We start from the raw sequence: 25,559 nt of genomic DNA, 5'->3' as shown, positions 1-25,559 counted from the left end.
ACCATGAATTCGGGTGCGGGCGTGGCCGGGAGGTCAGTTCAGGGTGCTGACGCTGATCCCTCCGTCGCCCGTACGCGCGGACAGGACGTGCTCGCTGGACTCGTCGCGGGGGACGTCCACGTCCACCGATCCGTCACCGGTCGTCGTCGTCACCCGGTATGCGGTCCGGGGCACCTCGAGGTGCACGGAGCCGTCGCCGGTGCGGGCGTCCACCAGGTCCGGTACGGCGCCCAGTTCGAGGTGGATGGAGCCGTCGCCGGTCCGGGCCCTGATCCGCCGCGCGTCCACGTCGGCGCGGATGGAGCCGTCCCCGGTGCTCAGGTCCAGCGGGCCGGTGCTGTCGCTGACGCGGACGGAGCCGTCGCCGGTTCTGACGCTGAGGGCCGAGCGGAAGCCGCTGGCCTCCACGTCGCCGTCGCCGTCCTCGACCTTCACGGCGATGCCGCGCGGCACCTCGATACGGTGTCTGGCCTGGCAGTCGGCGAGGAATCCGGAGCAGTCCACGCGCAGCTTCAGCCGGTCGCCGGTCATGGACCAGCTGATGCCGGGGCCGTCGCCGATCACCACCTTGCCCGCGAACCACCGGGTGACGTCGACGCGGTCGTCCGGTCCGCCGTCCACGGCGACGATCTCCAGGGCCGAGTCCTCGGAGTCGACGGTCAGGGTGCGTCCCTCGAGCGCGAAGGAGCGTCGCTCGGGGTCCTTGTCGTCGCCGGGGGAGGCGCACCCCGTGAGTCCGGCGAAGGCGAGCGCGACGACACCGGCCACGACGGCCGTGCGAGGCGTGAGGACGGAGCTGCCCATGACGATTCCCCCTGGTCTTCCCTGAAGACGACTGCGCCGGGCCCGGCGGCCCGCGCGACACCGTCGACCGTACGGGCCGGGCGTGGTCCGGAGGATCCGGACTGCTCCCGGATCCTTGGTGGGGTTTTCCCCCGCACCCTCTCGGGGGCGCCCAGGGGCGCGCGTTAAGGGTTTCGGGGCACCGCCCTGCGCCATGTAGGCTGTCGACTCGTCCTCGGGTGCGTAGCTCAGGGGTAGAGCGCCTGCCTTACAAGCAGGATGTCGGCGGTTCGAAACCGTCCGCGCCCACCACGGGAAGGCCCCGACCGGTTCCGGTCGGGGTCTTCGTCGTGTTCAGGCCTCCTCGCTGGGCGGGCCGACGTGCTTGAGCCGGGAACGGGCCGTGACGCGGTCCGAGCCGGTGATCTCCGACCAGTAGCGGTGGGTGGTGACGAAGACGGCCAGTTCGTGTTCGCGGCGGCGGAGCTTCTCCACCTCGGCCTGTTCGTCCTCGGTCCAGCCGGGGGAGGCGGGACGTTCGACCTTGCGCCAGCCGGCGGTGTCGTGGAAGCCGTCGAGGGGCGTGACCGACCAGGGGAGTCGTTTCAGCAGGGCCGAGAGCTCGGCCCGGACCTGATGCAGCTCCTCCTGACCGGCAAGGAGGTCGCTCGGGAAGTCATAGGTCGTAGCCACGCGGCAATGCTACGCCTGTTCGATTTTGAGCTGCGAGCTGCTTCGTGTGGTTCACGCGAAGGAGTGTTCCCCTTGGGCCGTTCGAACGGGCGTCCGAGTGTCCGGTGTCTGTGAGGAGTCCTTCGTGACGGCACGTCCCATGCCCGCGCGTCCCACGACGAACGGGTGCCCCCGGCGCGCTCGGCACCCGGGACACCCGTCACTCACCGCCGAGTCGCTCAGCCGGACGTGGTCCTCAGCTTCTCGACCAGGCTCGTCGCCACCGGCACCGGCACCCCGTGGCGTTCCGCCGCGCGCAGCAACGCGCCGCCGATCGCCTCCACTTCGAGCGCCCGGCCCGCCTCGGCGTCCCGCTGCATCGAGGACTTGGTGGCCGCCGGGAAGGAGTCGTAGCGGGCCAGCGCCTGGGCCGGGTCCGAGGGGCCGCCGGCCGCGCCGCTGACCGCCGCCGTCTCCGTCACCAGCGCGGTCAACTCCTCGCGATGGGTGGTCCGTACGTCGCCGAGCGGCAGGCCGTGGTGCGTGGTGAGCAGGGCGAAGGGCGCCAGGAAGGACATCTTCGCCCACAGGGCGGCCGCCTCGTCCGGGGCGACCCGGGTGGCCGGACCGGCCGCCGAGAGGGCCGCCGCCAGGGCGTCCAGGCGCTCGGCCGGGACCCCGTCGCCCGCCAGGTCGATCTCCGCCATGGGGCTGGTGTGCTCGATCCGGCCCGGTGCCACCCGCGTCGACTCCACGCGGATCACCGCGGGCGCCACCCGGTCGGCGCGGTAGCGCTCGCGCAGGGCGGCGGGGTGCTCCACGCCGTTGAGGAACGGCACGAGCAGACCGTCGCCCAGCGCCTCGGCGGGCACGCGCGCGACGGCGTCGGAAAGCGCGGTCGCCTTCACGGCGACCAGGCAGGCGTCGACCGGTTCGCGCAGCTCGGTGTCCGCCTCCACGCGCGCGTGGAAGTCGCCGAAGAGGGTGCTGCGGACCTCGATCCCGGAGGTGCGCAGCGTCTCGGCCGTCTCCTCGCCCGCCAGGCAGATCACCCGGTGGCCGGAGCGGGAGAGCAGCGCCGCGAGCAGTCCGCCCACGCCGCCCGGACCCAGTACGGCGACGGTGAGTTCGTCGTGTGCCATGGGATGTGGCTCCTTGTCGTCGGTCGGCCCCGGTGCGGTGGCCGCCTCGATGTCGATCATCACAGAGCGGGCATGCGCGTGGAAGCCCCCGGCCCTCGCGGGGACGGCCGTCCGAGGCCGTTCCTTCGGTCCGCGGGCGGGTGCGAGGGCGTTCGCGCCGTGGCGGGTGCCGTACCGGTCTCAGCTCGCCCTGTGGGCGGCCCGGCCTCTGACCTCCAGGCCGGAGAGCAGTTCGGCGGTGGCCTCGGCGATCGCGTCGACGGCGTGCTCGAAGACCTCACGGTTGTGCGCGGCCGGGGCGCGGAAGCCGGACACCTTGCGGACGAACTGGAGGGCGGCGGCCCGGATGTCGTCCTCGGTCGCCTCCTCGGGGAGCGCGGGCGGGCGGAGGGTCTTGATGCTGCGGCACATGCCCCAAGTCTCCCGCCCGGGAGCGGCTCCCGCAGTCGAACCCCGGTCCTGGCCCTCCCGGCCCTCCCGGCGCTCCCGGCGCTCCTGACCCTCCCGGGCCTTCTGGCTCGGCAGGCCCTACGCCGTCTCGGTCGCCGCCCGCGGCCGCCGCATCAGGTACGCCGCCCCCGACCCCGCCGCGAACAGCGCCAGCACCGACACCCCCGTGGCCAGCCAGCCCGCGCCCAGCCAGTGCGCGCCGAAGTACCCGAGGGCGACGCTGTACGCGGCCCAGGACAGGCCCGCCAGCGCGGACCAGGGCAGGAAGTCGCGGACGCGGCTGTGCGCGGCACCGGCACCGAGAGAGACGACCGAACGGCCCGCCGGGGCGAACCGCGCGAGCACGACCAGAGCGCCGCCGCCCCGGGCGAGGGCCGCGCCGAGACGTTCCTGCGCCAGGGCCAGCCTGCGGGAGCGGGCGATGGCACGGGCGGGCAGACTGCCGTCGCGCCGGGCCAGCTTGTACGCCACGAGGTCGCCCAGCACCGACGCGGTGGCCGCGCACAGGGTCAGGGCCAGGATGTCGGGGACGTCGTCGGGGACGCGCCCGGCCGCGGCGGCACCCGACCCGGCGGCGGCCGCCGTGGCCCCCATGATCACCAGGACGCCGCTCGGCAGCACGGGCAGGAACACGTCGAGCAGCACCGAAACACCCACCAGGGCGTAGATCCATGGGGCACTGGCCAGCAGCCCCAGACTCTCGAACACAAGAAACTCCCCGTCATTCCCCCCGTGGCCCGGCCCTGCCGCGGTGGTGCGCGGAAAGCGGCGAAGGGGGCCGTTGACAGCCATACAGCGTACGCCGGGCGTGTGACATCAGGTGCACAGGGGGTTAGGGCCCTTGTCGCGCGGCGGGTCGCGGGCTCCCGGCACGCAGTGCGGCGTGTTGCGGGCTCCCGGCACACCCCGCCCCTACACCTCCGTCAGCCGGACTCCTACTCCTCCGTCAGCCGCACGTCCTCCACCGTCACCAGCCGCGCCCCGCGCCCGCCCTGCGACGCGTCCACGCCCCCGCCGCCCCGGCCGCCTCCGCCGTCGGGCCGGGCGCGTTCCAGGCGCAGGGCCGCGCCCCGCCCCCTCAGGGTCAGGGTCATCAGATGGTTGCCGAACCACGGCCCGCCCGTCCGCCGCCAGTCGACGGAAGGCTGCGGCACCCGTCCGTGCCCCGCGAACCGGCGCCCCAGGGCCCGCCCGAACCGGCTCCAGCCGAAGCGGAAGCCCAGCTTTATCGTGCCGGGGATCGCGTTGTGCACAGGGGAGCAGGTCAGCTGGAGCGCTCGCGCGGTGGGGCCGGAGCCCTCGGGCCAGGACGGCTCGGCGACATAGGCGTGATGCACGTCACCGGAGAGCACCAGCACGGTCGCGGGCGCCCGCGGTCCCGACCCGGCCTCGGCGATCAGTGCCGCGAGCGCCTCGAAGGACGGCGGGAACGCCGCCCAGTGCTCCAGGTCGGCCGCCCGCCGCAGCCGTTCCCCGAAGCGCGCCCAGCGCTCCCCCTTCTCGCCCGCGCACAGCGCCGCGCTCCAGCCCTCCGCGTCGTGCACCAGGTGCGGCAGCAGCCAGGGCAGGGAGGTGCCGATCAGCAGATGGTCGCAGTCGCCCGGGGAGTCCAGCGCCTCGGTGCGCAGCCACTGCGCCTCGCCCGGGTCGAGCATCGAGCGCGCGCCCTCCTCCAGCACCCGCGCGGCCCGGCTGTCCACCATCAGCACCCGCACCCGCCCGAAGTCGCGCCGGTAGCTCCAGCGCACGGAGGCGGGTTCGGTGTCGGCCCGGCAGGCGAAGGCACGCAACTCGTCGGTGCCGTCGGGTACTTCGCGCACGGCGGCGTAGACCGGGTCGGCGGCCAGTTCGGCGGGGGTGAGGTTGCCGAGGTGCTGGTGGACCCAGTACGACATCAGGCCGCTGAGCACCCGCTCGCGCCACCAGGGCGTGGCCCGCATGTGGGCGACCCAGGCGGCGGAGGTGTTCCAGTCGTCGACGATGTCGTGATCGTCGAAGATCATGCAGCTCGGCACGGTGGACAGCAGCCAGCGCACCTCGGGGTCGAGCCAGGACTCGTAGTAGAGCCGGGTGTACTCCTCGTAGTCCGCCACCTGGGTGCCCGGCGGGTCCGTGACGTCGCGGCGCGCGGACAGCCATTCGCGGGTGGCCGGAGAGGTCTCGTCGGCGTACACCTGGTCGCCGAGCAGGAGCAGGACGTCGGGCCGCGGCGCGGAGGGGTCGGCGGCGAGGCGGGCGGCGAGGGTGTCGAGGGCGTCCGGGCCGACCGGGTCCTTGCCGCCCGCCGGGGGCGCGGCCCAGCGGCAGGAGCCGAAGGCGACACGGACGGGTCCGGCCGCGCCGGGGCCCTCCTCGCAGGTGCGGATCTCGGAGGCCGGGAAGGCCGAGCCGGGCTCCGGCCACACACGCGTGCCGTCGAGGAACACCTCGTACGGCGTCGAGGTGCCGGGTGTGAGTCCGCCCACCTCGACCAGGGCGTAGTGGTGCCCCGCGATCTGGAAGGTGCGGGTGCCGCCGCCGGAGCCGTCGGCGCAGCGCACCTCGGCGGCGCAGGGGCGGCTCGTCTCGACCCATACGGTCGCGGACGAGCCGCCCGTGTATCTCAGCAGTGGTCCCAGCCGGAGTTCCGCCACGTCGTCGCCCCTCTTCCGTCGCCCCGTACGGTACGGAACGACAGGGGCCGGAGGCGAGGTTCCGCGCGGAATTCCGGATCAGCGGCCGGGCGGGGGAGCGCCGGTCAGCAGGGGGCCAGGTAGTTCTGGAGCGCGGCCTTCTCGGCGGAGTCGACCGAGAGGCCGTAGTAGTACTTCACCTGGACCCAGGCGCGCACGTAGGTGCAGCGGTAGGCGGTGCGGGACGGCATCCAGGTGGCCGGGTCCTGGTCGCCCTTGGCCTGGTTGACGTTGTCGGTGACCGCGATGAGCTGGGGGCGGGTCAGGTCGTTGGCGAACGACTGGCGCTTGGAGGTCGTCCAGGAGCCGGCGCCGGAGTCCCAGGCCTCGGCCAGCGGGACGAGGTGGTCGATGTCGAGGTCGGAGGCGGCGGTCCAGGTGGCGCCGTCGTAGGGCGAGTACCAGCTGCCGCTGACGGAGGCACAGGCGGAGTCGGTGACGACGTTCGAGCCGTCGCGCTTGAGGACCGTCTCACGGGTGTTGCAGGCGCCGGAGATGGTGATCCAGTGGGGGAAGAGGTCGCGGTTGTAGCCGGTGCGGTTCTCGGTCGCCACGGTGAGCGAGGCGAGGTAGCTGCGGGCGGTGGCGCCGCTGACCGGCGTGGGGAGCGCGGCGGAGGCGCTCGGGCCGTTGAGGAGGGACGCGGAGGCGAGGAGACCGGTGAGCGCCGCGACTATGCTCAGGCGTCGACGCGCGTAGAACTTGGTCATGTGAACTCCCTGGCGATGTGGGGGTGTTGGCGAGCGGGCGTGGGAATGCTCGCTCCGGTGCGTTGCGTACAGGTGTGCGCTCGGTGAGAAGTTAGTGACGCGCGCATGTCACGACAAGATTTACGTTCGAACTTTCTCTCGCGTACCATGGGCACCGCAGAAGGGGAGTAGCTCTTCGCCGGACCGTCGACATACTGCTCAGCTCAGCTGGGCCGGCGCCCGGAACCGGATCTCCGTCGAGGACGGCGGACCGGTCAGCGAGACCTTCGGCAAGCAGTGCACACCCGTGCCCTCCGGCACGGGTGACGTGTGCTGTCCTTGCCGAGGTCGCGTCCGAAGGGTCAGCACACGAACTCGGTGGGGGCAGTCCCGACCGATTGTGGAACGTTGATCAGTCTCACTGTCATGGCGGTCGTCTTCGGCGTCGTCTTCCTCGCCGAACTCCCCGACAAGACCGCCCTCGCGGGTCTCGTCCTCGGCACCCGCTACCGCGCCTCGTACGTCTTCGTCGGTGTCGCCGCCGCCTTCGCGGTGCATGTCGTGCTCGCCGTCGCGGCGGGCAGTGTGCTCACCCTGCTGCCCGCGCAGATCCTGTCGGCCCTCACCGGCGTGCTCTTCCTGGGCGGCGCGGCCGTGCTGCTGCTGAAGAAGGACGAGGACGAGGGCGAGGTCCGCAAGCCCGAGAACCAGTCCTTCGGCAAGGTCGCCGGGGCCGGGTTCATGCTCATCCTGGTCGCCGAGTTCGGCGATCTCACGCAGATCATGACCGCCAACCTCGCCGCCCGCTACGACGACCCGCTCTCGGTCGGCCTCGGCGCGGTGCTCGCGCTGTGGGCGGTCGCGGGGCTCGGCATCGTCGGCGGCAAGGCGCTGATGAAGCGGGTGCCGCTGAAGCTGATCACCAAGATCGCCGCCATGCTGATGCTGGCGCTCGGTCTGTGGAGCCTGTGGGAGGCCGTGACGGCCTAGTGCAGTGACCCGCTCAGTGCTGCGACCGGCCGGGGCGCCTGCCCGAGGAGGCCGTGAAGATTTCTCCACATGCTCGCCGGATGCCGGAATTATTTTGTACCGTAGAGAAACAAAGTGGTCCCCGCCCGTTTTCCCTGACCGGCGGGCGGGGCCGCCTTGTACCGCACCCAGGGGGACCGTCCGACGCCCCCTGACCATGCTTGGAGCTATCTCGATGACGGCCACCACCGTGCTCACCGCCCGCGCCCTCCTGCTCGACATGGACGGCACCCTCGTCAACTCGGACGCCGTCGTGGAGCGCATCTGGCGGCGCTGGGCCGAGCGGCACTCGCTCGACGGCGACGAGGTGATGAGGGTCGTCCACGGCCGCCAGGGCCACGCCTCCATGGCCGTCCTGCTGCCGCACCGGCCCATGGAGGCCAACCACGCCGACAACGCGCGCATGCTCGCCGAGGAGACCGCCGACATGGACGGCGTGGTCGCCGTACCCGGCGCGCACGCCTTCCTCGCGTTCCTCAGCGGCCTGCCGCACGCCCTGGTGACCTCGGCGGACGTCGGCCTGTCCACCGCGCGGATGGCGGCCGCAGGGCTCCCGCTGCCCGAGGTGCGGATCACCGCCGAGTCCGTCGGGGCCAGCAAGCCCGACCCCGAGGGCTTCCTCAAGGGCGCCGCCGAACTCGGTATCGACCCCGCCGACTGCGTCGTCTTCGAGGACTCCGGCGCGGGCATCGCGGCCGGGCGCGCCGCCGGGATGCGTGTCGTCGGCGTCGGCCCGCGTGCCGGAGCCCACGCCCCGGACGTGCACGTGCGCGACCTCACGCAGATCCGGATGGAGACGGCGGCCGACGGCACGATCCGGCTGCACGTCGACCGGGCGTGACACGGCCCCGGTGGTGATGCGGGCCGATGGCGATGCCGGCCCCGTGGTGATGCCGGCCGGAGAGCGGGGCCGTTACGGCTCCGAGGTCTCCGACTCCAGCATCGCCCGGGTCGGCTGGTCGTAGACGCCCATGTCGGACACCTCGAACAGGCCGCGGGCCCACTGGTAGTTGCGCAGGGCGTTCTCCAGCGGGTGGTTGAAGTTGCCGTTGATGTCGCCGTTGTAGAGGTACAGCTGGCGCAGCCGGGCCTGGAGCTCGGCGACCTCGGGGCCCTGGTCGCCCCGGCGCAGCACCTGGCCGTCGGCCGGAGCCGTCGTCTCCGGGTCCTCGGAGACCAGCGGGCTCGCCTCGGACACGGACGGAGTGGGCGAGGCCGACTCCGAGGGCGACTCGCTCGACTCCGAGGGCGACGGCGAGGCGCTCTCACTGGCCGACGGGGAGGCCGACTCGGACGGCGAGGCAGAGGCCGACGGGGACTCCTCCGCGCTGTCGCTCGGGGACGCCGACAGCGAGGCTGCGTCACTGCTCGGTGCCTCCGACGCCGCCTCCCGCACGTCCTCCGCCGTCGCGGTGTCCCGCGAGGGCGTGTCGTACTGGAACAGCCCGCTCGCCAGCCCGGCTGCCGCCACCACGGCCACGACGGCCCCGGCGGAGGCGATCAGCGCGGTACGCCGGGCACGGCCGCGCCCGGAACCGCCGCCCGCACGGTGCGACGGCGGGCCCGGCTGCCCGGCGTTCGAGGCCTCGAACAGCCGCAGGTCGTGGTCGCGCGGCGGCTCCACGGAGAGCCCCAGCGGCGCGGGCAGGGCCGTGGTGAGGGCCTCGGGACCTCCCGGCATCCCCGCAGCACCGCCCGGCACTCCTGCCGCACCTGTCGCTCCGGCCGGGTCGCCCGGCGCGGTCCGGCCCGCCTGCGGCACGGCCGACAGCTGCATGGTCTCCTCGACGTCGGCGTGCGAGGCGCGCGGAGCGGCGGGCGCCACCGCGGGAGTCCCGGCCGAGGGAGCTCCGGTCGCGGGAGCCCCTGCCGAGGGAGCTCCGGTGCCGGGAGCCCCGGCCGGCCCCTGGGCGCCCGGCTCCGCGGGACCCTGCTGCGCCGGGCCCGGGCTCGTGGCCGCGGGCTTCGCGTTCGCGCCGGCGGCGTCGAGGTCGACGTACGGGCGGATGCGCAGCGGGTTGAAGTCCTCCGCCGCGGCGGCTTCCGCCGTGCGGGACTGGACGAGGGCGTCGGAGGCACGGCGGCCGCAGCCGCAGGACGGGGTGTTGTCCGGGGCGCGGGACGCCCCGCACTCCGGGCATGGTTGCCCCTGCTGGTCTGCCACGTGTCCGTCCCCTCCCCTTGCGAGCACACGTGATTATGCAGACACCACCCACCGCACCCGCCCCAACCCCCCGGAATACAAGGCTCCCCCCGGCCCGCGAGCGGTACTCGACAGGCCATAACGGGACACACCCACCACGATGGAGTGGTACCGCGAGCCTCGGGAGGTCCGCATGGCCGACGACGCGCAAGGGGCCACCACCCCGGTGCTCCCCCCGGACGAGGGGACCGCCGGTCAGGAGAACGTCCCCGGCAACGTCCTCGTCTCCATCGGCGCCCTGCTCCTCGGGATGCTGCTCGCCGCGCTCGACCAGACCATCGTCTCCACCGCACTGCCGACCATCGTCAGCGACCTGGGCGGCCTGGAGCACCTGTCCTGGGTGGTCACCGCCTACATGCTGGCCGCCACCGCCGCGACCCCGCTGTGGGGCAAGCTCGGCGACCAGTACGGGCGCAAGCGGCTGTTCCAGGCCGCCATCGTGATCTTCCTGATCGGCTCGGCGCTGTGCGGGCTCTCCCAGAACATGGCGGAGCTGATCGCCTTCCGCGCCGTGCAGGGTCTGGGCGGCGGCGGGCTGATGGTGCTGTCCATGGCGATCGTCGGCGACCTGGTCCCACCCCGCGACCGAGGCCGCTACCAGGGCCTGTTCGGTGCCGTGTTCGGTGCCACCAGCGTCCTCGGGCCGCTGCTGGGCGGCCTGTTCACCCAGCATCTGAGCTGGCGCTGGGTGTTCTACATCAACCTCCCCGTCGGCATCGTCGCGCTCGTCGTCATCGCCACCGTGCTGCGGCTGCCGCCCAAGCGGACCCGGCACGTCATCGACTACCTCGGCACCCTCCTCATCGCCTCCGTCGCCACCTGCCTGGTCCTCGTCGCCTCCCTCGGCGGCACCACCTGGGACTGGGGTTCGCCGCAGATCATCGGGCTGGCGGTGCTGGGCGCCGTACTGACCGTGCTGTTCGTGGCGGTGGAACGGCGGGCCGCGGAACCCGTGCTGCCGCTGAAACTGTTCCGCATCCGCACCTTCACCCTGGCCGCCGTCATCAGCTTCATCGTCGGCTTCGCGATGTTCGGCGCGATGACCTTCCTGCCGACCTTCCTCCAGGTCGTGCACGGCATCAGCCCGACCATGTCCGGCGTGCACATGCTGCCGATGGTGATCGGTCTGCTGCTGGCGTCCACCGTCTCCGGCCAGATCGTCAGCCGCACCGGCCGCTGGAAGGTCTTCCCCGTGGCCGGCACCGGCGTCACCGCGCTCGGCCTGCTGCTGCTCGCGCAACTGGACGAGCACAGCTCGACCACCGAGATGAGCGCCTTCTTCTTCGTGTTCGGCCTGGGACTCGGCCTGGTGATGCAGGTGCTGGTGCTGATCGTGCAGAACGCGGTGGGCTACGAGGACCTCGGCGTCGCCACCTCCGGCGCGACCTTCTTCCGCTCGATCGGCGCGTCCTTCGGCGTCGCCGTCTTCGGCTCGGTCTTCTCCAACCGGCTCGCCGACCAGCTCACCGACGCCTTCCGCGGGGTGCGGCTGCCCGCCGGGGTCTCCGCCGACTCGCTGGCCGCCGACCCGCGCGGCATCCAGTCGTTGCCGTCGTCGCTGCGGCCGGACGTGCTGCACGCGTACGCGTCCGCGATCACCGACGTGTTCCTGTACGCCGCCCCGGTCGCCGTCGTCGGCTTCGTGCTGGCGTGGTTCCTGCGGGAGGACCGGCTGCGGGCCTCGGTCACGGCGCCGGACGTCACCGAGACGCTGGCCAGCAACCCCGTCGAGCGGACCTCGTACGACGAGGTGTGCCGGGCGCTGTCGGTGCTGGGCACCCGCGAGGGGCGGCGGGAGATCTACCGGACGATCACCGAGCGGGCCGGGTACGACCTGCTGCCCGCGGCGAGCTGGCTGCTGCTGCGGATCAAGCGGTACGGCTCGGTGGAGCCGGCCGTGCTGGCCGAGCGCAGCTCCGTGCCGCTGAAGGTGATCATGGAGGCCGCGCGGCAGGTGGAGGAACGCCGCCTCGCCACCCGGGCCGGCCTCGACCTCAGTCTCACCCCGCGGGGCGAACTGGTCGCCGACCGGCTGTGGCGGGCCCGTGAGGAGTCCCTCGCCGAGCTGCTGGGCGACTGGTGGGGCCCGGACCGTCCCACGGATCTCGTCCAGCTGGTCCAGGAGTTGAACGACGAGCTGTGCGGCTCGGAGCGGGAGCAGCCGTACGACGGCGGGCCGGTGCAGCGGTTTGCCTGAAAGCGGCGTTCACGTCTGATCAGTTGGTGGGCGGGTGTGGTGCCTCAGGCTTGAAAGCGGCGTTCACGGCTGATCTGTTGGTCGGTGGGTGTGACGCCTTGCGTCTGAAAGCCGCGTTCACGCCAGTTCCTTCGTGAACCAGTGTTCCGCGTACGGCTCCTGGTTGTGCCGTTCCGTCTCGCGGAAGCCGAGCCGGGCGTACACGGCGCGGGCCTCCACCAGGTCGCCGCGGGTGTCCAGGCGCAGACGGCCGGCGCCCAGGGACCGGGCCGCGTCCTCGGCGGCCGCCACCAGCAGCGCCGCCCCGCCCCTGCCGCGCATGTCCTCCCGCAGGAACACCCGCTTCAGCTCCGCGACCCCGGCGCCGGCCCGGCGCACGCCCGCCATGCCGGCCGGTTCACCGCCGTGGCGCGCGACCAGCAGCAGTCCCTCCGGCGGGAGCAGTCCGTCCACCGCACCGGCGGTGATCTCCCGCTCCAGCTCGGCCGGGTCGGTACGGCGGCCCTCGTGCAGGAGGTACCAGCGGTCGCTGACCTCCGTGTAGTACGCCCGCCACAGCGCGGCGGCGTCCGGCGAGTCGACGGGTTCCTGGGCGACGGTCCATGCGGAGGTGCTCATGCGGGCCATTCTCGACAGGCGCGGGGCGGGCGGGGCAAACCGTTTTCCCGCGGTCGTTTCAGGCGGCCAGTGCAGGCAACCCGGCTCACGAGGCGGCCCCGCCAGGGGCTCGTCCGGACCGAGTATCCGGAAGGCATCCATGTCCACTGGACTGATCATCGCTCTGATCGTGATCGGCGCCGTCCTGGTCGTCGCCGTAGCCGCCCTGATGGCACTGCGCTACGGCCGCTCGCACGGCGGCGGCGATCTGCGCAAGCGCTTCGGACCGGAGTACGACCGGGCCGTCACCCGCCACGACGGGGACACCAAGGCCGCCGAGCGGGACCTCGCGCGGCGCGTCGCACGCCACGGGGATCTGCGCATCGAGCCGCTGGACCCCGACCGGCAGGAACGCTTCCAGGCCCGCTGGACGGCCGCGCAGGAGCGGTTCGTCGACGCTCCCCGCGAGGCACTGTCCGAGGCGGACCATCTGCTCGGCGAGGCCGCCGAGGCGCGGGGCTTCCCGGACAGCGGGCACTACGACGAACAGCTCGCCGCGCTGTCCGTGCACCACGCCCGGCATGTGCAGGGCTACCGCCATGTGCATCGGCTCGCGCACGCGCCCGAGCGTGTGTCCGGGCACGCGTCCGAGCAGCCCGCGACGGCCGGGCACGAGCAGCCCGCGCCGGCCGGGCACGAGCAGCCCGCGACGGCCGGGCACGAGCAGCCCGCGACGGCCGGGCACGGACCGGCCGGTGACGGCGGGTCCGGGAACGGTGCGGCCACCGAGGAGATGCGGACGGCCATGATCGAGGCGCGTGAGCTGTTCCAGGACCTGGTGGGCGCGGATGCCGTGGGATCGGGGACGAAGGGGAGTCGAGTCATATGACCGAGGTGACAGGACGGACCGGCGGCACCGTCGCTCCGTTGCTCGCGCGCGACGAGTGCGACCGGCTCGAGCGGCGGTTGCGGCATGCCGTCGCCGAGTTCGTGGATGAGCCCAGGCATGCCGTGGAAGAGGCCGACCGGGCCGTGGAGGAGATCGCCACGCGGTTCACCGACGCGGTTGCTCGGCGGCGGCGTGGGTTGCGGATGGCCTGGGAGGGCAGTGACGCCCCTCAAGGGCAGGCCGATGACACCGAGTTGCTGCGGCTTGCTCTGCGGGACTATCGGGAGCTGGCGTTGTTGCTGTTGCACGACGGTGCCGAGTCGCATGGGGATGTCGGGCGGCGTCGGCATGTCAGTCCCGGGGCGCCTACCGCCGAGGACATCGGGGGGTGGGATGAGGCTCCGCCTCCTGCCTCTGACGCCGAGCGGGGGGCCAGGGCCAAGTCGGGGGACGACTCGCCGATTGTTGCGCCTACGCCGCCGGCGGGGTGACGTCTCGTTCTTCGGGTGCGGGGCATTGTGGCTGGTCGCGCAGTTCCCCGCGCCCCTGAAAGATGCGCGGTTCCTCGCGGCCCCTGAGGGATGTGTGGTTCCTCGCCCCCTTTTGTGGGTGCGGGTGCGTGGGGGCTTGTCGCGCAGTTCCCCGCGCCCCTAGAAAGGTGCGCTGCTCCCCGTGACCCTCAAAGATGCGCAGTTCCCCGCGCCCCAAAGAAGATGCGCAGTTCCCCGCGCCCCCAAAAGAAGGTGCGCGGTTCCTCGCGCCCCTCGAAGAGGGGCTAGGGGGTCGGGGGGTTGTGGGTGGTGCGCCAGTGGTGGGCTATTTCGTCGACGTCGTAGGGCTTGAGGCCCAGGGGTGGGCCTGGGGGTGGGCGGAACATCATTTCGCGGATCTTGGGGTTGATGGCCTCGATGATGCGGCGGGCGCTCTGCTCGGTGGGGGCTCGTAGCGCGGCGGCGAGGGCGTCCTCGGCCTCCTTGCGCAGGGCCAGGGTCGGCGGCAGGACGGCGAGGCCCTCGCGGGCCATCTTGCGCCGGACCCACCACAGCTCGTCGTAGGGCTGCTCGATCTCGCTCGGCAGCGGCTTGCCCGCGCCCGGCAGCCCGGCGAACTCGCCCCGCGCCTCGGCGTCACGTATCTGCTTGTCGGTCCAGGACTCGAAGCTCACGCCCGGTGGCTTTCGCTCGGTCATGAACCCATTGTGCCGGACGTGATACCGCCGGGCGTTTTAGTATGCGGCGGCGGCGCCTCAACGGGGCCGCTGTCCAAGGACCTTCCACTGGGGAGCGCACGTGCTCGAACTGACCATGGCCACCGTCTCCGGGCAGGAGGCGGGTGCCACGGCCGGCATGCTCATGGCCGATGCACCCACCGAGCCCGGTGCCGTGCTGCGGGTGGGCCGCGACAAGTCCCTGTGCCGGCTGGTGACGCCGGAGGACTGGTTGTTCATCTCCAGGGCGCACCTGGAGTTCCTCTGCGGCCCCGACGGGGTCTGGCAGGTGACGTGGCTGCGCGGCTCGCAGGCGGAGCCGTCCTCGGAGGTCCGGCTCGCGGTCGGCGAGTACGCCCAGACCATCCCCTACGGCGGCAGCGTCCGGCTGCCGCGCGGCGGCAACGGCGAGATCGTCGTCCAGGACCGCACCGCGCCGCGCAGCGTCAACGTCGGCTTCTACCACGAGGTCTGAGCCCCGCGGCGAAGCCCGGTCGCGCGGGCACGTCAGGCGAGCACGCGGGCCAGGGCGAAGCCGTCCCAGCCCTTCACGCCCACCGTCTGGACCGCCGTGCCGTCCAGCCGCGGGTGCGAGGCGATGAGGTCGAGGGCGGCCCGCGTGCCCTGGACGTCGGGGGCGCCGCTGTCGGTGTCCAGGACCCGCCCGCCGCGCACCACGTTGTCCAGGACGATCACGCTGCCCGCGCGGGTGAGCTTCAGCGCCCACTCCACGTAGTGCGCGTTGTTGGCCTTGTCGGCGTCGATGAAGACCAGGTCGAAGGGCGGCGGGTTCTCGTCGGCGAGCCGGGGCAGCGTCTCCAGGGCCGGTCCGGTGCGGACCTCGGCGACCTTGTCCAGGCCCACGCGGGCGAGGTTGCGGGCGGCGACCTCCGCGCGCTGGGGGTCGTACTCCAGGGTGACCAGACGGCCGTCCTCGGGCAGCGCGCGGGCCAGCCAGATGGTGCTGTAGCCGCCGAGGGTGCCGATCTCCAGGACCGTGCGGGCGCCCTGGATGCGGGCGAGGAGGTGGAGCAGCTTGCCCTGGGGGGCGGATACGGCGATCTCGGGGAGGCCGGCGGCCTCACTGTCGCGCAGGGCCGCCCGCAGCCCCTCGTCGTCGGGCGCGAGCTGAGCGGCGAAGTAGGCGTCCACGGCTTCCCACTGCTCTGACTGGCTCATGCACCTGTGCCTTTCATATCTTCGTTGCCTTCATATCTTCGTTAGAGTCGCTAACTACTCGTGTCTGCGAATCTAGCCGGAGGACGCGGCCCGCACCGCCGATTTCACGCCGTTGGCGTTTCCGCCGCGCCGGGTGTGCGCGTGGACGCCCGGCGCCGCCCCGGCCGCAGCGCGAACACGGCGCCCGCGGCGAGCAGCACCAGCACCCCGCCGACCGTCAGCAGCCACGCGGGGACGCCCGCGACCGTGCGCAGCCGGTCCTCGTAGACGACCTGCCGGAACGTGCCGTCCGTCGCCGCGCGGGCCAGTTCGTGGTCGCCGGAGATCCGCGCGGGTTCGGGGAACTCCTGGGCGAGCGCCGTCAGATACGGGGTGCCCCGCGTCAGCCGGGCCAGCGCACCCGAGGCGGCCGCCTCCACCGGTCCCGCGAAGGTGACCCGCGGCCGCTCGCCGCCGATCCGCGAGCGCGGCTCCATCCGGTGGTCGGCGAGCACGTACAGGCCCAGCGACTGCGGCGTGTCGGCCAGCTGGGACAGCCGCATCGGGTAGACGGGCTCCTCGGCGGCGAACGTCAGGTGGATCGGGTCGAGCCTGCCGGTCAGCACCGCGTCACCGGTGTCGGGCGCCAGCTTCACCGCCACGTACTCCCAGCGCTGCTCGACGTACGGGCGCAGCGCCTGGCGCAGATGCCCGGGGAAGGTGAAGCCGTTGGCGCGCAGCCAGTCGGCGAGGGCGGCCGGGTCGGTCGCGGTCAGCCGGGCCACGTCGAAGGGGCCGAGACGCTGGCGGCCCACCACGGAGACGCCGGGTCCGGCGCCGGGCGGCGGCGCTCCGGCCAGCCCGTCGTCGTCCGAGTCCAGGGGCCAGTCGCCGTCGCGGGGCCAGAAGTAGTAGCGGTCCCGGTGCACGGGCGCGGTGGCGGACGCGAGTTCCTCGAAGAGGCCGGGGTCGCCCAGCCGTACGGTCGCCCGGTGCGGCACGGGCATGATCCACGCGGCCCGCCGGGCGTCCCCGCCGACGGTCAGGCTCATCACGATCTGTTCCTGGCGGCCGTCCCAGCGGACCACGGACTCCTCGCGGTCCACCCGGACCCGCTGCCGCTCGTCCGGCACCATCGCGCCGCAGCCGCAGGCGTACGCCGGTGCCACGAGCTGGCCGGCCAGCTGGACGCCGAGCAGCGCCAGGACGACGGTCAGCAGCCGTAGCCGCAGCCGCCCGGGCCCCCGCGGTTCTCCGGCCGCACGCTCACGGCCACGCGCGCGTGCCGTCACCCCCGCGCCCGCACGTACCCATTCGAACAGAAAGTCGAAGCGGAAACCGGCCATCCCCCAGCCCTCCGTACAGCCGCCGTCTACCCCATGTGCGACGGCCCCGCTCAAGATCCGGTTCCCGCTCGGAGGCACTTCTCGGCGATCGGGACGGACTCCGCGCAGGCGGCCGAATCCCCGCACGACTATCGTCATTCGGACAAAACGAGACGGACGTCAGGTGAAGCGGGGGTAGCCTGCGTCTCTCCCGGGGGCGGTGCGAAACCCCCGGGATTCGCGGAGGACACCTCACCCACGCAGACACGTGGGACGGACGGGGCGGGAGGCCGACGAGGCGTGGCGAATGCGGAGCACAGCGGGCGACCGGCAAAAGCCTTCGGAGCGACAGCCGTCGGCCCGGCCGGGACCCGCCTGCGCGCGGCCCGGCTCGGTCTGTGGACGATCGCCCTCGTTCTCGCCGTCAGACAGATGGCCGTGGTCGTCGGCTCGCCCCGCGGTGAACGGCTGACCGACCTGGAGACCTGGGTCGGCCCCGAGGGCGTCCTGCACGTCGAGGGCTCGCTCTACGACTCCACCCGCTTCACCGGCACCCCCTTCGGCGGCCTGGTCCTCAAGCCGTTCACCCGCGCGGCGGAGGAGGCGCTCGGCTGGGGCTGGACCTTCGGCACCCTGCTGCTGGTGGTCGCGCTCGGCCTGGTCGCCGCCCGCGCGCTGCCCCAGCCCGCCGGCCGGCGCACCTCGCTGTTCGCCGCGCCCGTGGCGATCTGCCTGCTCATGCTGTCGCTGCCGGTGCGCAACACCCTCTGGCTCGGCCAGACCAGCATCATCCCGGTCCTGCTCGTCCTGCTCGGCTGCTTCGCCATAAGAGGCGAGCGCGCGGGCGGTGTCCTGATCGGCCTCGCGGCGGCGCTCCAGCCGATCCTGCTGCTGTTCGCGCCGCTGCTGTGGTTCACCGAGCGGCGCCGGGCCGCCACCACTGCCGGGGCCACCTTCGCCGCCGCCACCGTGCTCGCCTGGGCGGCCATGCCGGACGACTCCCACACGTACTGGGTGCACCACCTGGCGGGCGTGGGCCTCGGCGGCAAGGCCGACGCGCTCGCCAACCAGTCCCTGCACGGCGCCCTGCTGCGGCTCGGCCTGTCCGGGCCGCCGGAGATCGCGCTGTTCCTGACGCTGGGAGCCGCCGTCGCCGTCCTCGGCCTGCGCCGGGCCGTGCGCTACGCCCGCGACGGCCAGCTCCTGCTCGCCGTGGCGATCACCGGCTGCACGGCGGTCGTGGTCGCGCCGACGGCCTGGCAGCACCAGCTGCTGTGGGTGCTGCTCACCGTGGTGGGCCGGGTCGGCAAGCGGGCCTCGGACCGCTTCGTCTGGCCGGTCGCCGTCGTCCTGGTGATGACCCTCCCGGCGAAGATGATGCTGCCGAACATGGCCTCCCTGTACCCGCTGCGGGACAACATGGTCCTGCTGGCCGCGCTGGCCGCCGCGGCCTTCCTCCCCTTCCTCTCCCGGACCTCGCCGTACTACCAGGAGCCCGTCCCGACCCGGTACGCCCCCCAAGTCCCGGCCCGCTTCCGGCACGTCCCGCTGCTGCCCTTCCTGCGCCGGGTGCTCAGCCGCCCCAACCTCCTGCTGGAACTGCTGCTCATCCGGGTCACCTACGCCGCCTACCAGCAGGTGCGGCTCGCGGCGACCGGCGGCACCAACGAAGGGGGGCGGGCGCGGGCCGAGGAGCACGGCGAACAGATCCTGTCGCTGGAGCGGTTCCTGCGCCTCGACATCGAGCACGCGGTGAACCACGCGGTGGCCGGGGTCGGCTGGCTGCGGGAGTTCTTCGACTTCTACTACACGTCGTTCCACTTCGCCGTCCCGCTGACCGTGCTCGCCCTCCTGTACTGGCGCCGCCCGGTCGACTACCGCTGGGCCCGCTCCACCCTCGGCCTCACCACCCTGCTCGCCCTGGTCGGCTTCTGGCTCTACCCGCTCGCCCCGCCCCGCCTGATGCCCGGGCTCGGCGTCATCGACACCGTGCACGGCGTCCAGGACTTCTCCCAGCCGGACTACGGCACTCTGACCGCGCTCACCAACCAGTACGCGGCCATGCCCTCCCTGCACTTCGGCTGGTCCCTGTGGTGCGGCCTGGTCATCGCGATCGTCGCGCCCAGGGCCTGGATGAAGGCGCTGGGCCTGCTCCACCCGCTGTTCACGGTCTCCGCGATCGTCGCGACCGGCAACCACTGGGTCCTGGACGCGGTCGGCGGCGCGGCCGTCGTCCTCGCCGGCTTCGGGCTGGCGTACGTCTTCCAGGGCCCGCGGGCACGGGAGTCCGCACCGGCCCCGGCCGACGAGCGGGAACTGGTCAGGGACGGGGCGCTGGGCAAGAGCTGACCCGCCACGCCCGCCCGGCCGCCCGCACCCGACGTAACCGGCTTTACCTGGGCTTCCTCCTGTGATCAGCTACGCGCTGTCATGTACAGAGGGCCCTTGGGGGAGGGCCTGGGAAGAGGGGGGTACGCGCGTGCGTGCCGTCGATGAGGGAGCGCTTCAGGCGTGTCCCGAATGCAGAGCCGAGATCGTGGTCGACGCGCGGTTCACCGTCTGGTGCGCCGCCTGCGACTGGAACGTCGATCCGGAGCGGAAGGACGAGCCCGTCGGCCGGCTGGAGCGGGCCCGGCGGGCCATGGCCGCGAGGCACGGGGAACGGCTGCTAGACGAGGTCAGCGGGCAGGACGGCGGGAGCCGGGGGCTCGACGTCTTCGGGGCGCTCTCCTACGTCCTCGCCCTGGCCGTCCACACCGTCACCCTCGCCCTGGCCGTCGGCGGCGCCTGGCTGCTCGTCACCGGACTCGGCGGCTTCGGCATGTTCGGCGGTGCCCTGCTGCTCCTCATCGCCTGGAGCCTGCGGCCCCGCCTCGGACGGCTGCCCAAGGACGGGATCGTGCTGCGGCGCGCCGCCGCCCCCGAGCTGTTCGGGCTGATCGACGAGGTCGGGCGGGTCGTCGGGACGCGCGGGGTGGACGCCGTCGTCGTCGACGCCGACATCAATGCCTCCGTCAGCGGTCTCGGCCCGCGCCGCCGCATGCTCACCATCGGGCTGCCGCTGTGGTCCGCGCTCACCCCGCAGCAGCGCGTCGCCCTGCTCGGCCATGAACTCGGCCACTTCGTCGGCGGCGACACCCGGCACGGCCTCGTCGTCGGTTCCGCCTACCGCTCGCTCGCCCTCTGGTACCACTACTTCGCCCCGGTCGCGGCCACCAGCTGGCTCCAGATGCTCACCAACCTCGCGGTCGTCCCGTTCCGGCTGCTCGTCGGCGGCCTCCTCACCCTGCTCGACCTCCTCGCCGTGCGGGCCACACAGCGCGGCGAGTACCTCGCCGACTCCGTCGCCGCCAAGGCGGCCTCCAGCGAGGCGGCGGCCGGGCTGATGGACCGTCTCCTCGTCTCCGAGTCGGTCGAGATCAATCTGCGCCGCGAGGTCAACGCCCGGCGCATGGGCGGGCCCGCCCGCCGCAAGGACCGCGACGCCGGGGAGGGCCTATGGGAGGAACTCGCCGCACGCGTCGGTGAGATCCCCGAGTCCGAGTACGAGCGCCGCCGCCGCGTCGGCGAACGCCGCGGCCACAGCGTCGACTCCACCCACCCGCCGACCCATCTGCGCCGCCGCCGTCTCCTCCAGGGCCCGCCCCTCGCCGCGACCGTCACCACGGACCCGGAGCGCGAGGCCCGGATCGCGGCCGAACTCGCCGACGCCCGCGGCCGGGTGGCGCGCGAGCTGGTGCGCGACGGGCTCGACGGCCACTGAGGCCGCCTCGGTGAGGGCGGCGTCATCCCGACGCGCCCTCGCCGTCCGTCGGCGACACGGGCCGCGCGCACTCGAACCACACGGTCTTGCCCTCGCCCGGCGCCGGACACACGCCCCACTTATCCGTCACCGCCCCGACGAGACACAGCCCCCGCCCCGACTCCGCGTCCGGCGGGAACTGCGTCATCTGCAGGGGCAGTTGCGGGCTGCCGTCCGTCACCTCCACCCGTACGCCGTCCGGCTGCCGCAGGAGCAGCAGGGTGCAGCGGCGGTCCGGGACATGGCGTACGACGTTCGCGACCAGCTCCGTCAGGGCCAGCTCGGTCGCGTCCGTGAGTGCCGCCATGCCCCATTCCGCCAGCAGTGAGCGGGCGATTCGGCGGATCGGGCCGGCCGAGTGCTCACCCACAGTGAGGCTCATGCGGTAGTGGGGGCTGTAGGGCGCGAGGAGCGTCGGGGGAATGTATTCGTTCACGGTACGAGGCTGGCCTGCTGTGACTACGCTGGGCTACCAAACGGACACAACGGCGGCCGCCGTGGGCGCTGTTGGTCGAGAGGAGCTGCGCGTGACGCACATCAACGTCCTCGACCCGGGCGCCTCGCCGCTCGACTACTACGGCTTCGAGCTGCGCAGACACCGCGAGACCGCCGGGTTGAGCCAGCGGCAGCTCGGTGAGATCGTCAGCTACACGGGGTCTTTGATCGGCCAGATCGAGACCGCCCGGAAGGTGCCTACGCCGGAGTTCAGCGAGCGGGTCGACGTGGCGTTGGGGACGGGGGGTTTACTGTCGCGGCTCGTCGGGCTGGTCATGCGGTCCCAACTGCCCGTGTGGTTTCAGCAGGTTGCGGAGCTTGAGTCGCGGGCCACTGAGATCTGTTCCTTTCAGGAGCAGATCGTGTTGGGCCTGCTCCAGACGGAGGCATACGCCCGCGCGGTACTCGGCGCGTTGGATGAAACCAACCTCGAAGACCGCACCGCCGTGCGGCTGGCTCGTCAGCGCGTCTTCGAGAAGGAGGCGTCACCGATCTTCTGGGCAGTACTGGGCGAGGCTGTCCTGAGCCAGGAGATCGGGGGCCCCGCAGTCATGCGAGAGCAATTGGCTCACCTGTTGACCTTCGAGGGGAATTCTCGAATCAACGTCCAGATCCTGCCGTACTCGGCGGGTGCGCACGCCGGCCTGCAAGGCCCGTTCGATGTCTACCGCTTCTCTTCAGATCCCTCCATCGTCTACACCGAGGGGTACGGCGCCGGGCACCCAACCGCGAATCCGGACACAGTTCAGGACTGTTCGCTCCGTTACGATCATCTCCGGGCCGCCGCACTGTCCCTCAAGGATTCGGCGGAGCTGATCCGGCGAGTGATGGAGGAACGCTATGCAGAGCCAGGCGATTCAGTGGCGTAAGTCCTCGTACAGCGGCGACCAGGGCGGCCAGTGTCTCGAAGTCGCTGAACTGAAGGCGTCCGTCGCCGTCCGCGACTCCAAGAACCCCGCGGGCCCGACCCTCACGCTCAGGCCCGCGGTGTTCACGGCGTTCACGCAGTGGGCGGCGGCTACAGCCGCTGAATGATCGTGCCGGTCGCCAGTGCGCCGCCCGCGCACATGGTGATCAGCGCGAACTCCTTGTCCGCGCGCTCCAGTTCGTGCAGGGCGGTCGTGATCAGGCGGGCGCCCGTCGCGCCCACGGGGTGACCGAGGGCGATTCCACCGCCGTTGACGTTGACCTTCTCCAGGTCCTGGTCGAAGACCTGCGCCCAGCTCAGTACGACGGACGCGAACGCCTCGTTGATCTCGACGACGTCGATGTCGCGCAGGGACATGCCCGCCTTGCCGAGGACGGCCTTGGTCGCGTCGACGGGGCCGTCGAGGTGGAAGTGCGGGTCGGCGCCGACCAGGGCCTGGGCGACGATCCGGGCCCTGGGCCGCAGCTTGAGGGCACGGGCCATCCGCTTGGACGCCCACATGATGGCCGCGGCGCCGTCGGAGATCTGGGAGGAGTTGCCGGCCGTGTGCACGGCGGTCGGCATCACCGGCTTCAGCCCGGCCAGGGCCTCCATGGACGTGTCGCGCAGGCCCTCGTCGCGGTCGACCAGGCGCCACATGCCCTGTCCGGCGAACTGTTCCTCCTCGGTGGTGGGGACCTGGACGGCGAAGGTCTCCCGCTTGAAACGTTCCTCCGCCCAGGCGGTGGCCGCGCGCTGCTGGGAGAGCAGGCCGAGACGGTCGACGTCCTCCCGGGAGAGACATCGGCGGTGGGCGATGCGTTCGGCGGCCTGGAACTGGTTCGGGAGGTCGACGTTCCACTCGTCGGGGAACGGCTTGCCGGGGCCGTGCTTGGAGGCCGAGCCGAGCGGGACGCGGGACATGGACTCCACGCCGCAGGAGATGCCGACGTCGATGACGCCCGCCGCGATCATGTTGGCCGTCATGTGGGAGGCCTGCTGGGAGGAGCCGCACTGCGCGTCGACGGTCGTCGCGGCCGTCTCGTAGGGCAGGCCCATGGTCAGCCAGGCCGTGCGCGCCGGGTTCATGGTCTGCTCGCCGGCATGGGTCACCGTGCCGCCGACGATCTGCTCGACGCAGTCGGCGGGGATGCCGGTGCGGCCGAGGAGTTCGCGGTAGGTCTCGCCGAGAAGGTAGGCGGGGTGGAGGTTGGCGAGCGCGCCACCGCGCTTGCCGATGGGGGTGCGGACGGCTTCCACGATCACGGGTTCGGCGGCCATGGGTGCGGGTCCTCTCGGGCGAGGGGGTGAGGGGGGCTCGGAGGCGGCAGGGGACGGGCGCGCGGGCGTGGGTCTCCTTCGGAACCGGAATTAGTACGTGTTCTAGTTCTGTGAGCAGTCTGCGGATGTGATGCGGGTCACCGCAAGGGTCTTGCAGGTTGTAGCCGGTCGAACTACCTTCTCCGCGACCTCTTTCTGATGCCTCGTCAGATAATTGGGAGCGGCCCATGTCCTGTCCCGCGCTTCCGGAGGGGTTCGACTTCACCGACCCCGACGTGCTCCACCACCGCGTGCCCCTGCCGGAGTTCGCCGCACTGCGCCGGGCCGAACCGGTCCGCTGGATACCGCAGACGGGGAACGTGGCCGGCTTCCAGGACGAGGGCTACTGGGCGGTGACCCGGCACGCCGACGTCCGTTACGTCTCCACGCACCCGGAGCTGTTCTCCTCGACCCTCAACACCGCGATCATCCGCTTCAACGAGCGCATCGACCGCGACCGGATCGACGCCCAGCGGCTGATCCTGCTGAACATGGACCCGCCCGAGCACACCCGGGTGCGCCAGATCGTGCAGCGGGGCTTCACGCCCCGGTCGATCCGGGCGCTGGAGGGGCGGCTGCGGGAGCGGGCGCGCGCGATCGTCGAGGCGGCGGCCGGGCGCGAGGGCGACTTCGACTTCGTGACGGAGGTCGCCTGCGAGCTGCCGCTCCAGGCCATCGCCGAACTGATCGGGGTGCCGCAGGACGACCGTGCGAAGATCTTCGACTGGTCGAACCGGATGATCGCCTACGACGATCCCGAGTACGCCGTCACGGAGGAGGTCGGCGCGCAGTCGGCCGCCGAGATCATCGCGTACGCCATGAACATGGCCGCGGAGCGCAAGCGGTGTCCGGCGCACGACATCGTGACGACGCTGGTGGCGGCGGAGGACGAGGGCAATCTCGCCTCGGACGAGTTCGGGTTCTTCGTGCTGATGCTGGCGGTGGCGGGCAACGAGACCACACGCAATGCCATCACGCACGGGATGCACGCCTTCCTCACGCATCCCGGGCAGTGGGAGCTGTTCAAGGCGGAGCGGCCGGGGACGGCGGCGGAGGAGATCGTGCGCTGGGCGACGCCCGTGGTGGCCTTCCAGCGGACGGCGACGCAGGACACGGAGCTGGGCGGGAAGCAGATCCGCAAGGGCGACCGGGTCGGGATCTTCTACGCCTCGGCCAATCACGACCCGGAGGTGTTCGACCGTCCCGAGGTCTTCGACATCACCCGCGACCCCAATCCCCACCTCGGCTTCGGCGGGGGCGGCCCGCACTTCTGCCTGGGCAAGTCGCTGGCCGTGCTGGAGATCGACCTGATCTTCAACGCGATCGCCGACGCGATGCCGGGGCTGCGGCTGGCGCGGGAGCCGCGGCGGCTGCGGTCGGCGTGGATCAACGGGGTGAAGGAGCTGCGGGTCACCACGTCCTGAGCTGCGGCGGGAACGCGAAAAGCGGCGGCCCCGGGGATCGGGGGCCGCCGCCGTCACGGGAGCGGTGGGGAGGTTGCGCAGAACTGGGTGCTGCTGCCGCTCGTGGTGGTGCTGGGGGTGGTGCTTGTGCTGCCGGCGCGGCCGGCATGGTCGGCTCAGTACCAGCCGTTGGCCTGCCAGAAGTTCCAGGCGCCGACGGGGGAGCCGTAGCGGGAGTTCATGTAGTCCAGACCCCACTCGATCTGGGTGGCGGCGTTGGTCTTCCAGTCGGAGCCGGCCGCGGCCATCTTGGAGCCGGGCAGGGCCTGGACCAGGCCGTAGGCGCCGGAGGAGGGGTTGGTGGCGTCCACGTCCCAGCCGCTCTCGTGCTGGACGATCTTCGCGAACGCGTTGTACTGCGTGGCGTTCGGGATCATCTTCTTCGCGATGGCCTGGGCCTCGTTCGCGGAGACCGTGGTGGCGGCCTGGGCGGGGGCCGCGGTCAGCGCGAGGCCGGCGGCGGTGCCGACGATGGCGGCGGTCGCGAGGGCCTTCTTCGGGGACAGGGCGCGGCGGATGTGAGCGAGAGACAAAACAGAACCTTTTCCTCGGGGGCATG

The 25,559-nt window shown here is 72.4% G+C and carries 26 protein-coding genes and 1 tRNA gene; 12 read left to right on the top strand and 15 right to left on the bottom strand.

Annotated elements, in window-relative coordinates; all coding sequences use genetic code 11:
- Window positions 1-33 precede the first annotated feature (33 nt).
- Window positions 34-804 (bottom strand): DUF4097 family beta strand repeat-containing protein, encoded by a 771-nt coding sequence (locus tag ACZ6SQ_RS05665; protein WP_469557031.1) that lies wholly within the window; start codon window positions 802-804, stop codon window positions 34-36.
- A 216-nt stretch (window positions 805-1,020) separates the two neighbouring features.
- Here ACZ6SQ_RS05665 and ACZ6SQ_RS05660 point away from each other — a divergent pair.
- Window positions 1,021-1,095 (top strand) — tRNA-Val (locus ACZ6SQ_RS05660).
- Window positions 1,096-1,137: 42 nt separating this feature from the next.
- On the opposite strand, the gene ACZ6SQ_RS05655 is transcribed toward ACZ6SQ_RS05660, so the two are convergent.
- From ACZ6SQ_RS05655 to ACZ6SQ_RS05630, 6 genes are all read right to left on the bottom strand, one after another.
- The gene (locus ACZ6SQ_RS05655; protein ID WP_469557029.1) at window positions 1,138-1,476 is read right to left on the bottom strand and encodes a hypothetical protein; all 339 of its coding nucleotides are present in this window, start codon (window positions 1,474-1,476) and stop codon (window positions 1,138-1,140) included.
- 218 nt (window positions 1,477-1,694) lie between these two features.
- Window positions 1,695-2,597 (bottom strand): ketopantoate reductase family protein, encoded by a 903-nt coding sequence (locus tag ACZ6SQ_RS05650; RefSeq protein WP_469557027.1) that lies wholly within the window; start codon window positions 2,595-2,597, stop codon window positions 1,695-1,697.
- Window positions 2,598-2,777: 180 nt separating this feature from the next.
- Window positions 2,778-3,008 carry a DUF2277 domain-containing protein gene (locus tag ACZ6SQ_RS05645; protein WP_469557025.1) on the bottom strand — a complete coding sequence of 77 codons (231 nt, stop codon included), beginning with the start codon at window positions 3,006-3,008 and terminating at the stop codon, window positions 2,778-2,780.
- Between the two features lie 117 nt (window positions 3,009-3,125).
- Complete coding sequence (locus ACZ6SQ_RS05640) at window positions 3,126-3,755, bottom strand: DedA family protein (protein WP_469557023.1); 630 nt, start codon at window positions 3,753-3,755, stop codon at window positions 3,126-3,128.
- Between the two features lie 227 nt (window positions 3,756-3,982).
- Complete coding sequence (locus tag ACZ6SQ_RS05635; protein WP_469557021.1) at window positions 3,983-5,680, bottom strand: alkaline phosphatase D family protein; 1,698 nt, start codon at window positions 5,678-5,680, stop codon at window positions 3,983-3,985.
- 104 nt (window positions 5,681-5,784) lie between these two features.
- Window positions 5,785-6,429 carry an HNH endonuclease family protein gene (locus ACZ6SQ_RS05630; protein ID WP_469557018.1) on the bottom strand — a complete coding sequence of 215 codons (645 nt, stop codon included), beginning with the start codon at window positions 6,427-6,429 and terminating at the stop codon, window positions 5,785-5,787.
- Between the two features lie 387 nt (window positions 6,430-6,816).
- Here ACZ6SQ_RS05630 and ACZ6SQ_RS05625 point away from each other — a divergent pair, with 387 nt between their 5' ends.
- Both ACZ6SQ_RS05625 and ACZ6SQ_RS05620 read left to right on the top strand, forming a co-directional pair.
- A complete protein-coding gene (locus tag ACZ6SQ_RS05625) occupies window positions 6,817-7,398 on the top strand; it encodes a TMEM165/GDT1 family protein (RefSeq protein ID WP_469557016.1) in 582 nt (193 codons plus the stop codon).
- A 214-nt stretch (window positions 7,399-7,612) separates the two neighbouring features.
- Complete coding sequence (locus ACZ6SQ_RS05620) at window positions 7,613-8,278, top strand: HAD-IA family hydrolase (RefSeq protein WP_469557014.1); 666 nt, start codon at window positions 7,613-7,615, stop codon at window positions 8,276-8,278.
- Between the two features lie 72 nt (window positions 8,279-8,350).
- Here ACZ6SQ_RS05620 and ACZ6SQ_RS05615 read toward each other — a convergent pair whose 3' ends face one another.
- Window positions 8,351-9,601: a peptidoglycan-binding domain-containing protein gene (locus tag ACZ6SQ_RS05615; RefSeq protein WP_469557011.1), complete on the bottom strand. Its 1,251-nt coding sequence runs from the start codon at window positions 9,599-9,601 to the stop codon at window positions 8,351-8,353.
- A gap of 172 nt (window positions 9,602-9,773) precedes the next feature.
- Here ACZ6SQ_RS05615 and ACZ6SQ_RS05610 point away from each other — a divergent pair, with 172 nt between their 5' ends.
- Window positions 9,774-11,837 carry an MDR family MFS transporter gene (locus tag ACZ6SQ_RS05610; RefSeq protein ID WP_469557009.1) on the top strand — a complete coding sequence of 688 codons (2,064 nt, stop codon included), beginning with the start codon at window positions 9,774-9,776 and terminating at the stop codon, window positions 11,835-11,837.
- 117 nt (window positions 11,838-11,954) lie between these two features.
- Here the strand turns inward: ACZ6SQ_RS05610 and ACZ6SQ_RS05605 are convergent, their stop codons facing one another.
- On the bottom strand, window positions 11,955-12,455 hold the full coding sequence (locus ACZ6SQ_RS05605) for a GNAT family N-acetyltransferase (RefSeq protein ID WP_469557007.1): 501 nt from the start codon (window positions 12,453-12,455) through the stop codon (window positions 11,955-11,957).
- Window positions 12,456-12,594: 139 nt separating this feature from the next.
- Here ACZ6SQ_RS05605 and ACZ6SQ_RS05600 point away from each other — a divergent pair, with 139 nt between their 5' ends.
- Window positions 12,595-13,323, top strand: coding sequence for a hypothetical protein (locus tag ACZ6SQ_RS05600; RefSeq protein ID WP_469557005.1), 729 nt, complete (start codon window positions 12,595-12,597; stop codon window positions 13,321-13,323).
- A complete protein-coding gene (locus ACZ6SQ_RS05595) occupies window positions 13,320-13,814 on the top strand; it encodes a hypothetical protein (RefSeq protein ID WP_469557003.1) in 495 nt (164 codons plus the stop codon). Before ACZ6SQ_RS05600 ends, ACZ6SQ_RS05595 begins: the two co-directional genes overlap by 4 nt.
- 284 nt (window positions 13,815-14,098) lie before the next feature.
- Here ACZ6SQ_RS05595 and ACZ6SQ_RS05590 read toward each other — a convergent pair whose 3' ends face one another.
- A complete protein-coding gene (locus tag ACZ6SQ_RS05590; protein ID WP_469557001.1) occupies window positions 14,099-14,512 on the bottom strand; it encodes a DnaJ family domain-containing protein in 414 nt (137 codons plus the stop codon).
- 100 nt (window positions 14,513-14,612) lie between these two features.
- On the opposite strand from ACZ6SQ_RS05590, the gene ACZ6SQ_RS05585 reads away from it, so the two are divergent.
- The gene (locus tag ACZ6SQ_RS05585; protein WP_389328985.1) at window positions 14,613-15,005 is read left to right on the top strand and encodes an FHA domain-containing protein; all 393 of its coding nucleotides are present in this window, start codon (window positions 14,613-14,615) and stop codon (window positions 15,003-15,005) included.
- Window positions 15,006-15,037: 32 nt separating this feature from the next.
- On the opposite strand, the gene ACZ6SQ_RS05580 is transcribed toward ACZ6SQ_RS05585, so the two are convergent.
- On the bottom strand, window positions 15,038-15,709 hold the full coding sequence (locus tag ACZ6SQ_RS05580) for an O-methyltransferase (RefSeq protein ID WP_469556999.1): 672 nt from the start codon (window positions 15,707-15,709) through the stop codon (window positions 15,038-15,040).
- Window positions 15,710-15,813: 104 nt separating this feature from the next.
- Window positions 15,814-17,034 (bottom strand): DUF2330 domain-containing protein, encoded by a 1,221-nt coding sequence (locus ACZ6SQ_RS05575; protein WP_469556997.1) that lies wholly within the window; start codon window positions 17,032-17,034, stop codon window positions 15,814-15,816.
- 279 nt (window positions 17,035-17,313) lie between these two features.
- Between ACZ6SQ_RS05575 and ACZ6SQ_RS05570 the strand changes: the two genes are divergently transcribed.
- Entirely contained in the window at window positions 17,314-19,362 is a 2,049-nt protein-coding gene (locus ACZ6SQ_RS05570) for a bifunctional glycosyltransferase 87/phosphatase PAP2 family protein (protein WP_469556995.1), read from the top strand.
- Between the two features lie 130 nt (window positions 19,363-19,492).
- Entirely contained in the window at window positions 19,493-20,776 is a 1,284-nt protein-coding gene (locus tag ACZ6SQ_RS05565) for a M48 family metallopeptidase (RefSeq protein ID WP_469556993.1), read from the top strand.
- 22 nt (window positions 20,777-20,798) lie between these two features.
- On the opposite strand, the gene ACZ6SQ_RS05560 is transcribed toward ACZ6SQ_RS05565, so the two are convergent.
- On the bottom strand, window positions 20,799-21,251 hold the full coding sequence (locus tag ACZ6SQ_RS05560) for an ATP-binding protein (protein WP_469556991.1): 453 nt from the start codon (window positions 21,249-21,251) through the stop codon (window positions 20,799-20,801).
- Between the two features lie 91 nt (window positions 21,252-21,342).
- On the opposite strand from ACZ6SQ_RS05560, the gene ACZ6SQ_RS05555 reads away from it, so the two are divergent.
- Window positions 21,343-22,179: a helix-turn-helix domain-containing protein gene (locus ACZ6SQ_RS05555; protein WP_469556988.1), complete on the top strand. Its 837-nt coding sequence runs from the start codon at window positions 21,343-21,345 to the stop codon at window positions 22,177-22,179.
- On the top strand, window positions 22,151-22,345 hold the full coding sequence (locus ACZ6SQ_RS05550) for a DUF397 domain-containing protein (protein ID WP_469556987.1): 195 nt from the start codon (window positions 22,151-22,153) through the stop codon (window positions 22,343-22,345). The genes ACZ6SQ_RS05555 and ACZ6SQ_RS05550 overlap by 29 nt, the downstream gene beginning before the upstream one ends.
- Here ACZ6SQ_RS05550 and ACZ6SQ_RS05545 read toward each other — a convergent pair.
- Window positions 22,329-23,498, bottom strand: a complete 1,170-nt coding sequence (locus tag ACZ6SQ_RS05545) for a steroid 3-ketoacyl-CoA thiolase (RefSeq protein WP_469556985.1) — start codon at window positions 23,496-23,498, stop codon at window positions 22,329-22,331. The genes ACZ6SQ_RS05550 and ACZ6SQ_RS05545 overlap by 17 nt on opposite strands.
- 227 nt (window positions 23,499-23,725) lie before the next feature.
- Between ACZ6SQ_RS05545 and ACZ6SQ_RS05540 the strand changes: the two genes are divergently transcribed.
- A complete protein-coding gene (locus ACZ6SQ_RS05540; RefSeq protein WP_469556983.1) occupies window positions 23,726-24,961 on the top strand; it encodes a cytochrome P450 in 1,236 nt (411 codons plus the stop codon).
- Between the two features lie 155 nt (window positions 24,962-25,116).
- Here the strand turns inward: ACZ6SQ_RS05540 and ACZ6SQ_RS05535 are convergent, their stop codons facing one another.
- The gene (locus ACZ6SQ_RS05535; RefSeq protein WP_469556981.1) at window positions 25,117-25,533 is read right to left on the bottom strand and encodes an aggregation-promoting factor C-terminal-like domain-containing protein; all 417 of its coding nucleotides are present in this window, start codon (window positions 25,531-25,533) and stop codon (window positions 25,117-25,119) included.
- Between the last annotated feature and the right edge of the window lie 26 nt (window positions 25,534-25,559).

The sequence above is a fragment of the Streptomyces sp. NPDC048600 genome, assembly GCF_055587025.1.
The sequence above is the reverse complement of the archived record's forward strand: the minus strand, read 5'-3'. Positions and strand labels throughout refer to the sequence as shown.

Excerpts from the sequence above, each read along its gene's own strand:
- ACZ6SQ_RS05665 (WP_469557031.1), bottom strand. The coding sequence starts at position 804 with ATGGGCAGCTCCGTCCTCACGCCTCGCACGGCCGTCGTGGCCGGTGTC.
- ACZ6SQ_RS05650 (WP_469557027.1), bottom strand. The coding sequence starts at position 2,597 with ATGGCACACGACGAACTCACCGTCGCCGTACTGGGTCCGGGCGGCGTG.
- ACZ6SQ_RS05645 (WP_469557025.1), bottom strand. The coding sequence starts at position 3,008 with ATGTGCCGCAGCATCAAGACCCTCCGCCCGCCCGCGCTCCCCGAGGAG.
- ACZ6SQ_RS05630 (WP_469557018.1), bottom strand. The coding sequence starts at position 6,429 with ATGACCAAGTTCTACGCGCGTCGACGCCTGAGCATAGTCGCGGCGCTC.
- ACZ6SQ_RS05620 (WP_469557014.1), top strand. The coding sequence starts at position 7,613 with ATGACGGCCACCACCGTGCTCACCGCCCGCGCCCTCCTGCTCGACATG.
- ACZ6SQ_RS05610 (WP_469557009.1), top strand. The coding sequence starts at position 9,774 with ATGGCCGACGACGCGCAAGGGGCCACCACCCCGGTGCTCCCCCCGGAC.
- ACZ6SQ_RS05605 (WP_469557007.1), bottom strand. The coding sequence starts at position 12,455 with ATGAGCACCTCCGCATGGACCGTCGCCCAGGAACCCGTCGACTCGCCG.
- ACZ6SQ_RS05600 (WP_469557005.1), top strand. The coding sequence starts at position 12,595 with ATGTCCACTGGACTGATCATCGCTCTGATCGTGATCGGCGCCGTCCTG.
- ACZ6SQ_RS05595 (WP_469557003.1), top strand. The coding sequence starts at position 13,320 with ATGACCGAGGTGACAGGACGGACCGGCGGCACCGTCGCTCCGTTGCTC.
- ACZ6SQ_RS05590 (WP_469557001.1), bottom strand. The coding sequence starts at position 14,512 with ATGACCGAGCGAAAGCCACCGGGCGTGAGCTTCGAGTCCTGGACCGAC.
- ACZ6SQ_RS05580 (WP_469556999.1), bottom strand. The coding sequence starts at position 15,709 with ATGAGCCAGTCAGAGCAGTGGGAAGCCGTGGACGCCTACTTCGCCGCT.
- ACZ6SQ_RS05575 (WP_469556997.1), bottom strand. The coding sequence starts at position 17,034 with ATGGCCGGTTTCCGCTTCGACTTTCTGTTCGAATGGGTACGTGCGGGC.
- ACZ6SQ_RS05550 (WP_469556987.1), top strand. The coding sequence starts at position 22,151 with ATGCAGAGCCAGGCGATTCAGTGGCGTAAGTCCTCGTACAGCGGCGAC.
- ACZ6SQ_RS05545 (WP_469556985.1), bottom strand. The coding sequence starts at position 23,498 with ATGGCCGCCGAACCCGTGATCGTGGAAGCCGTCCGCACCCCCATCGGC.
- ACZ6SQ_RS05540 (WP_469556983.1), top strand. The coding sequence starts at position 23,726 with ATGTCCTGTCCCGCGCTTCCGGAGGGGTTCGACTTCACCGACCCCGAC.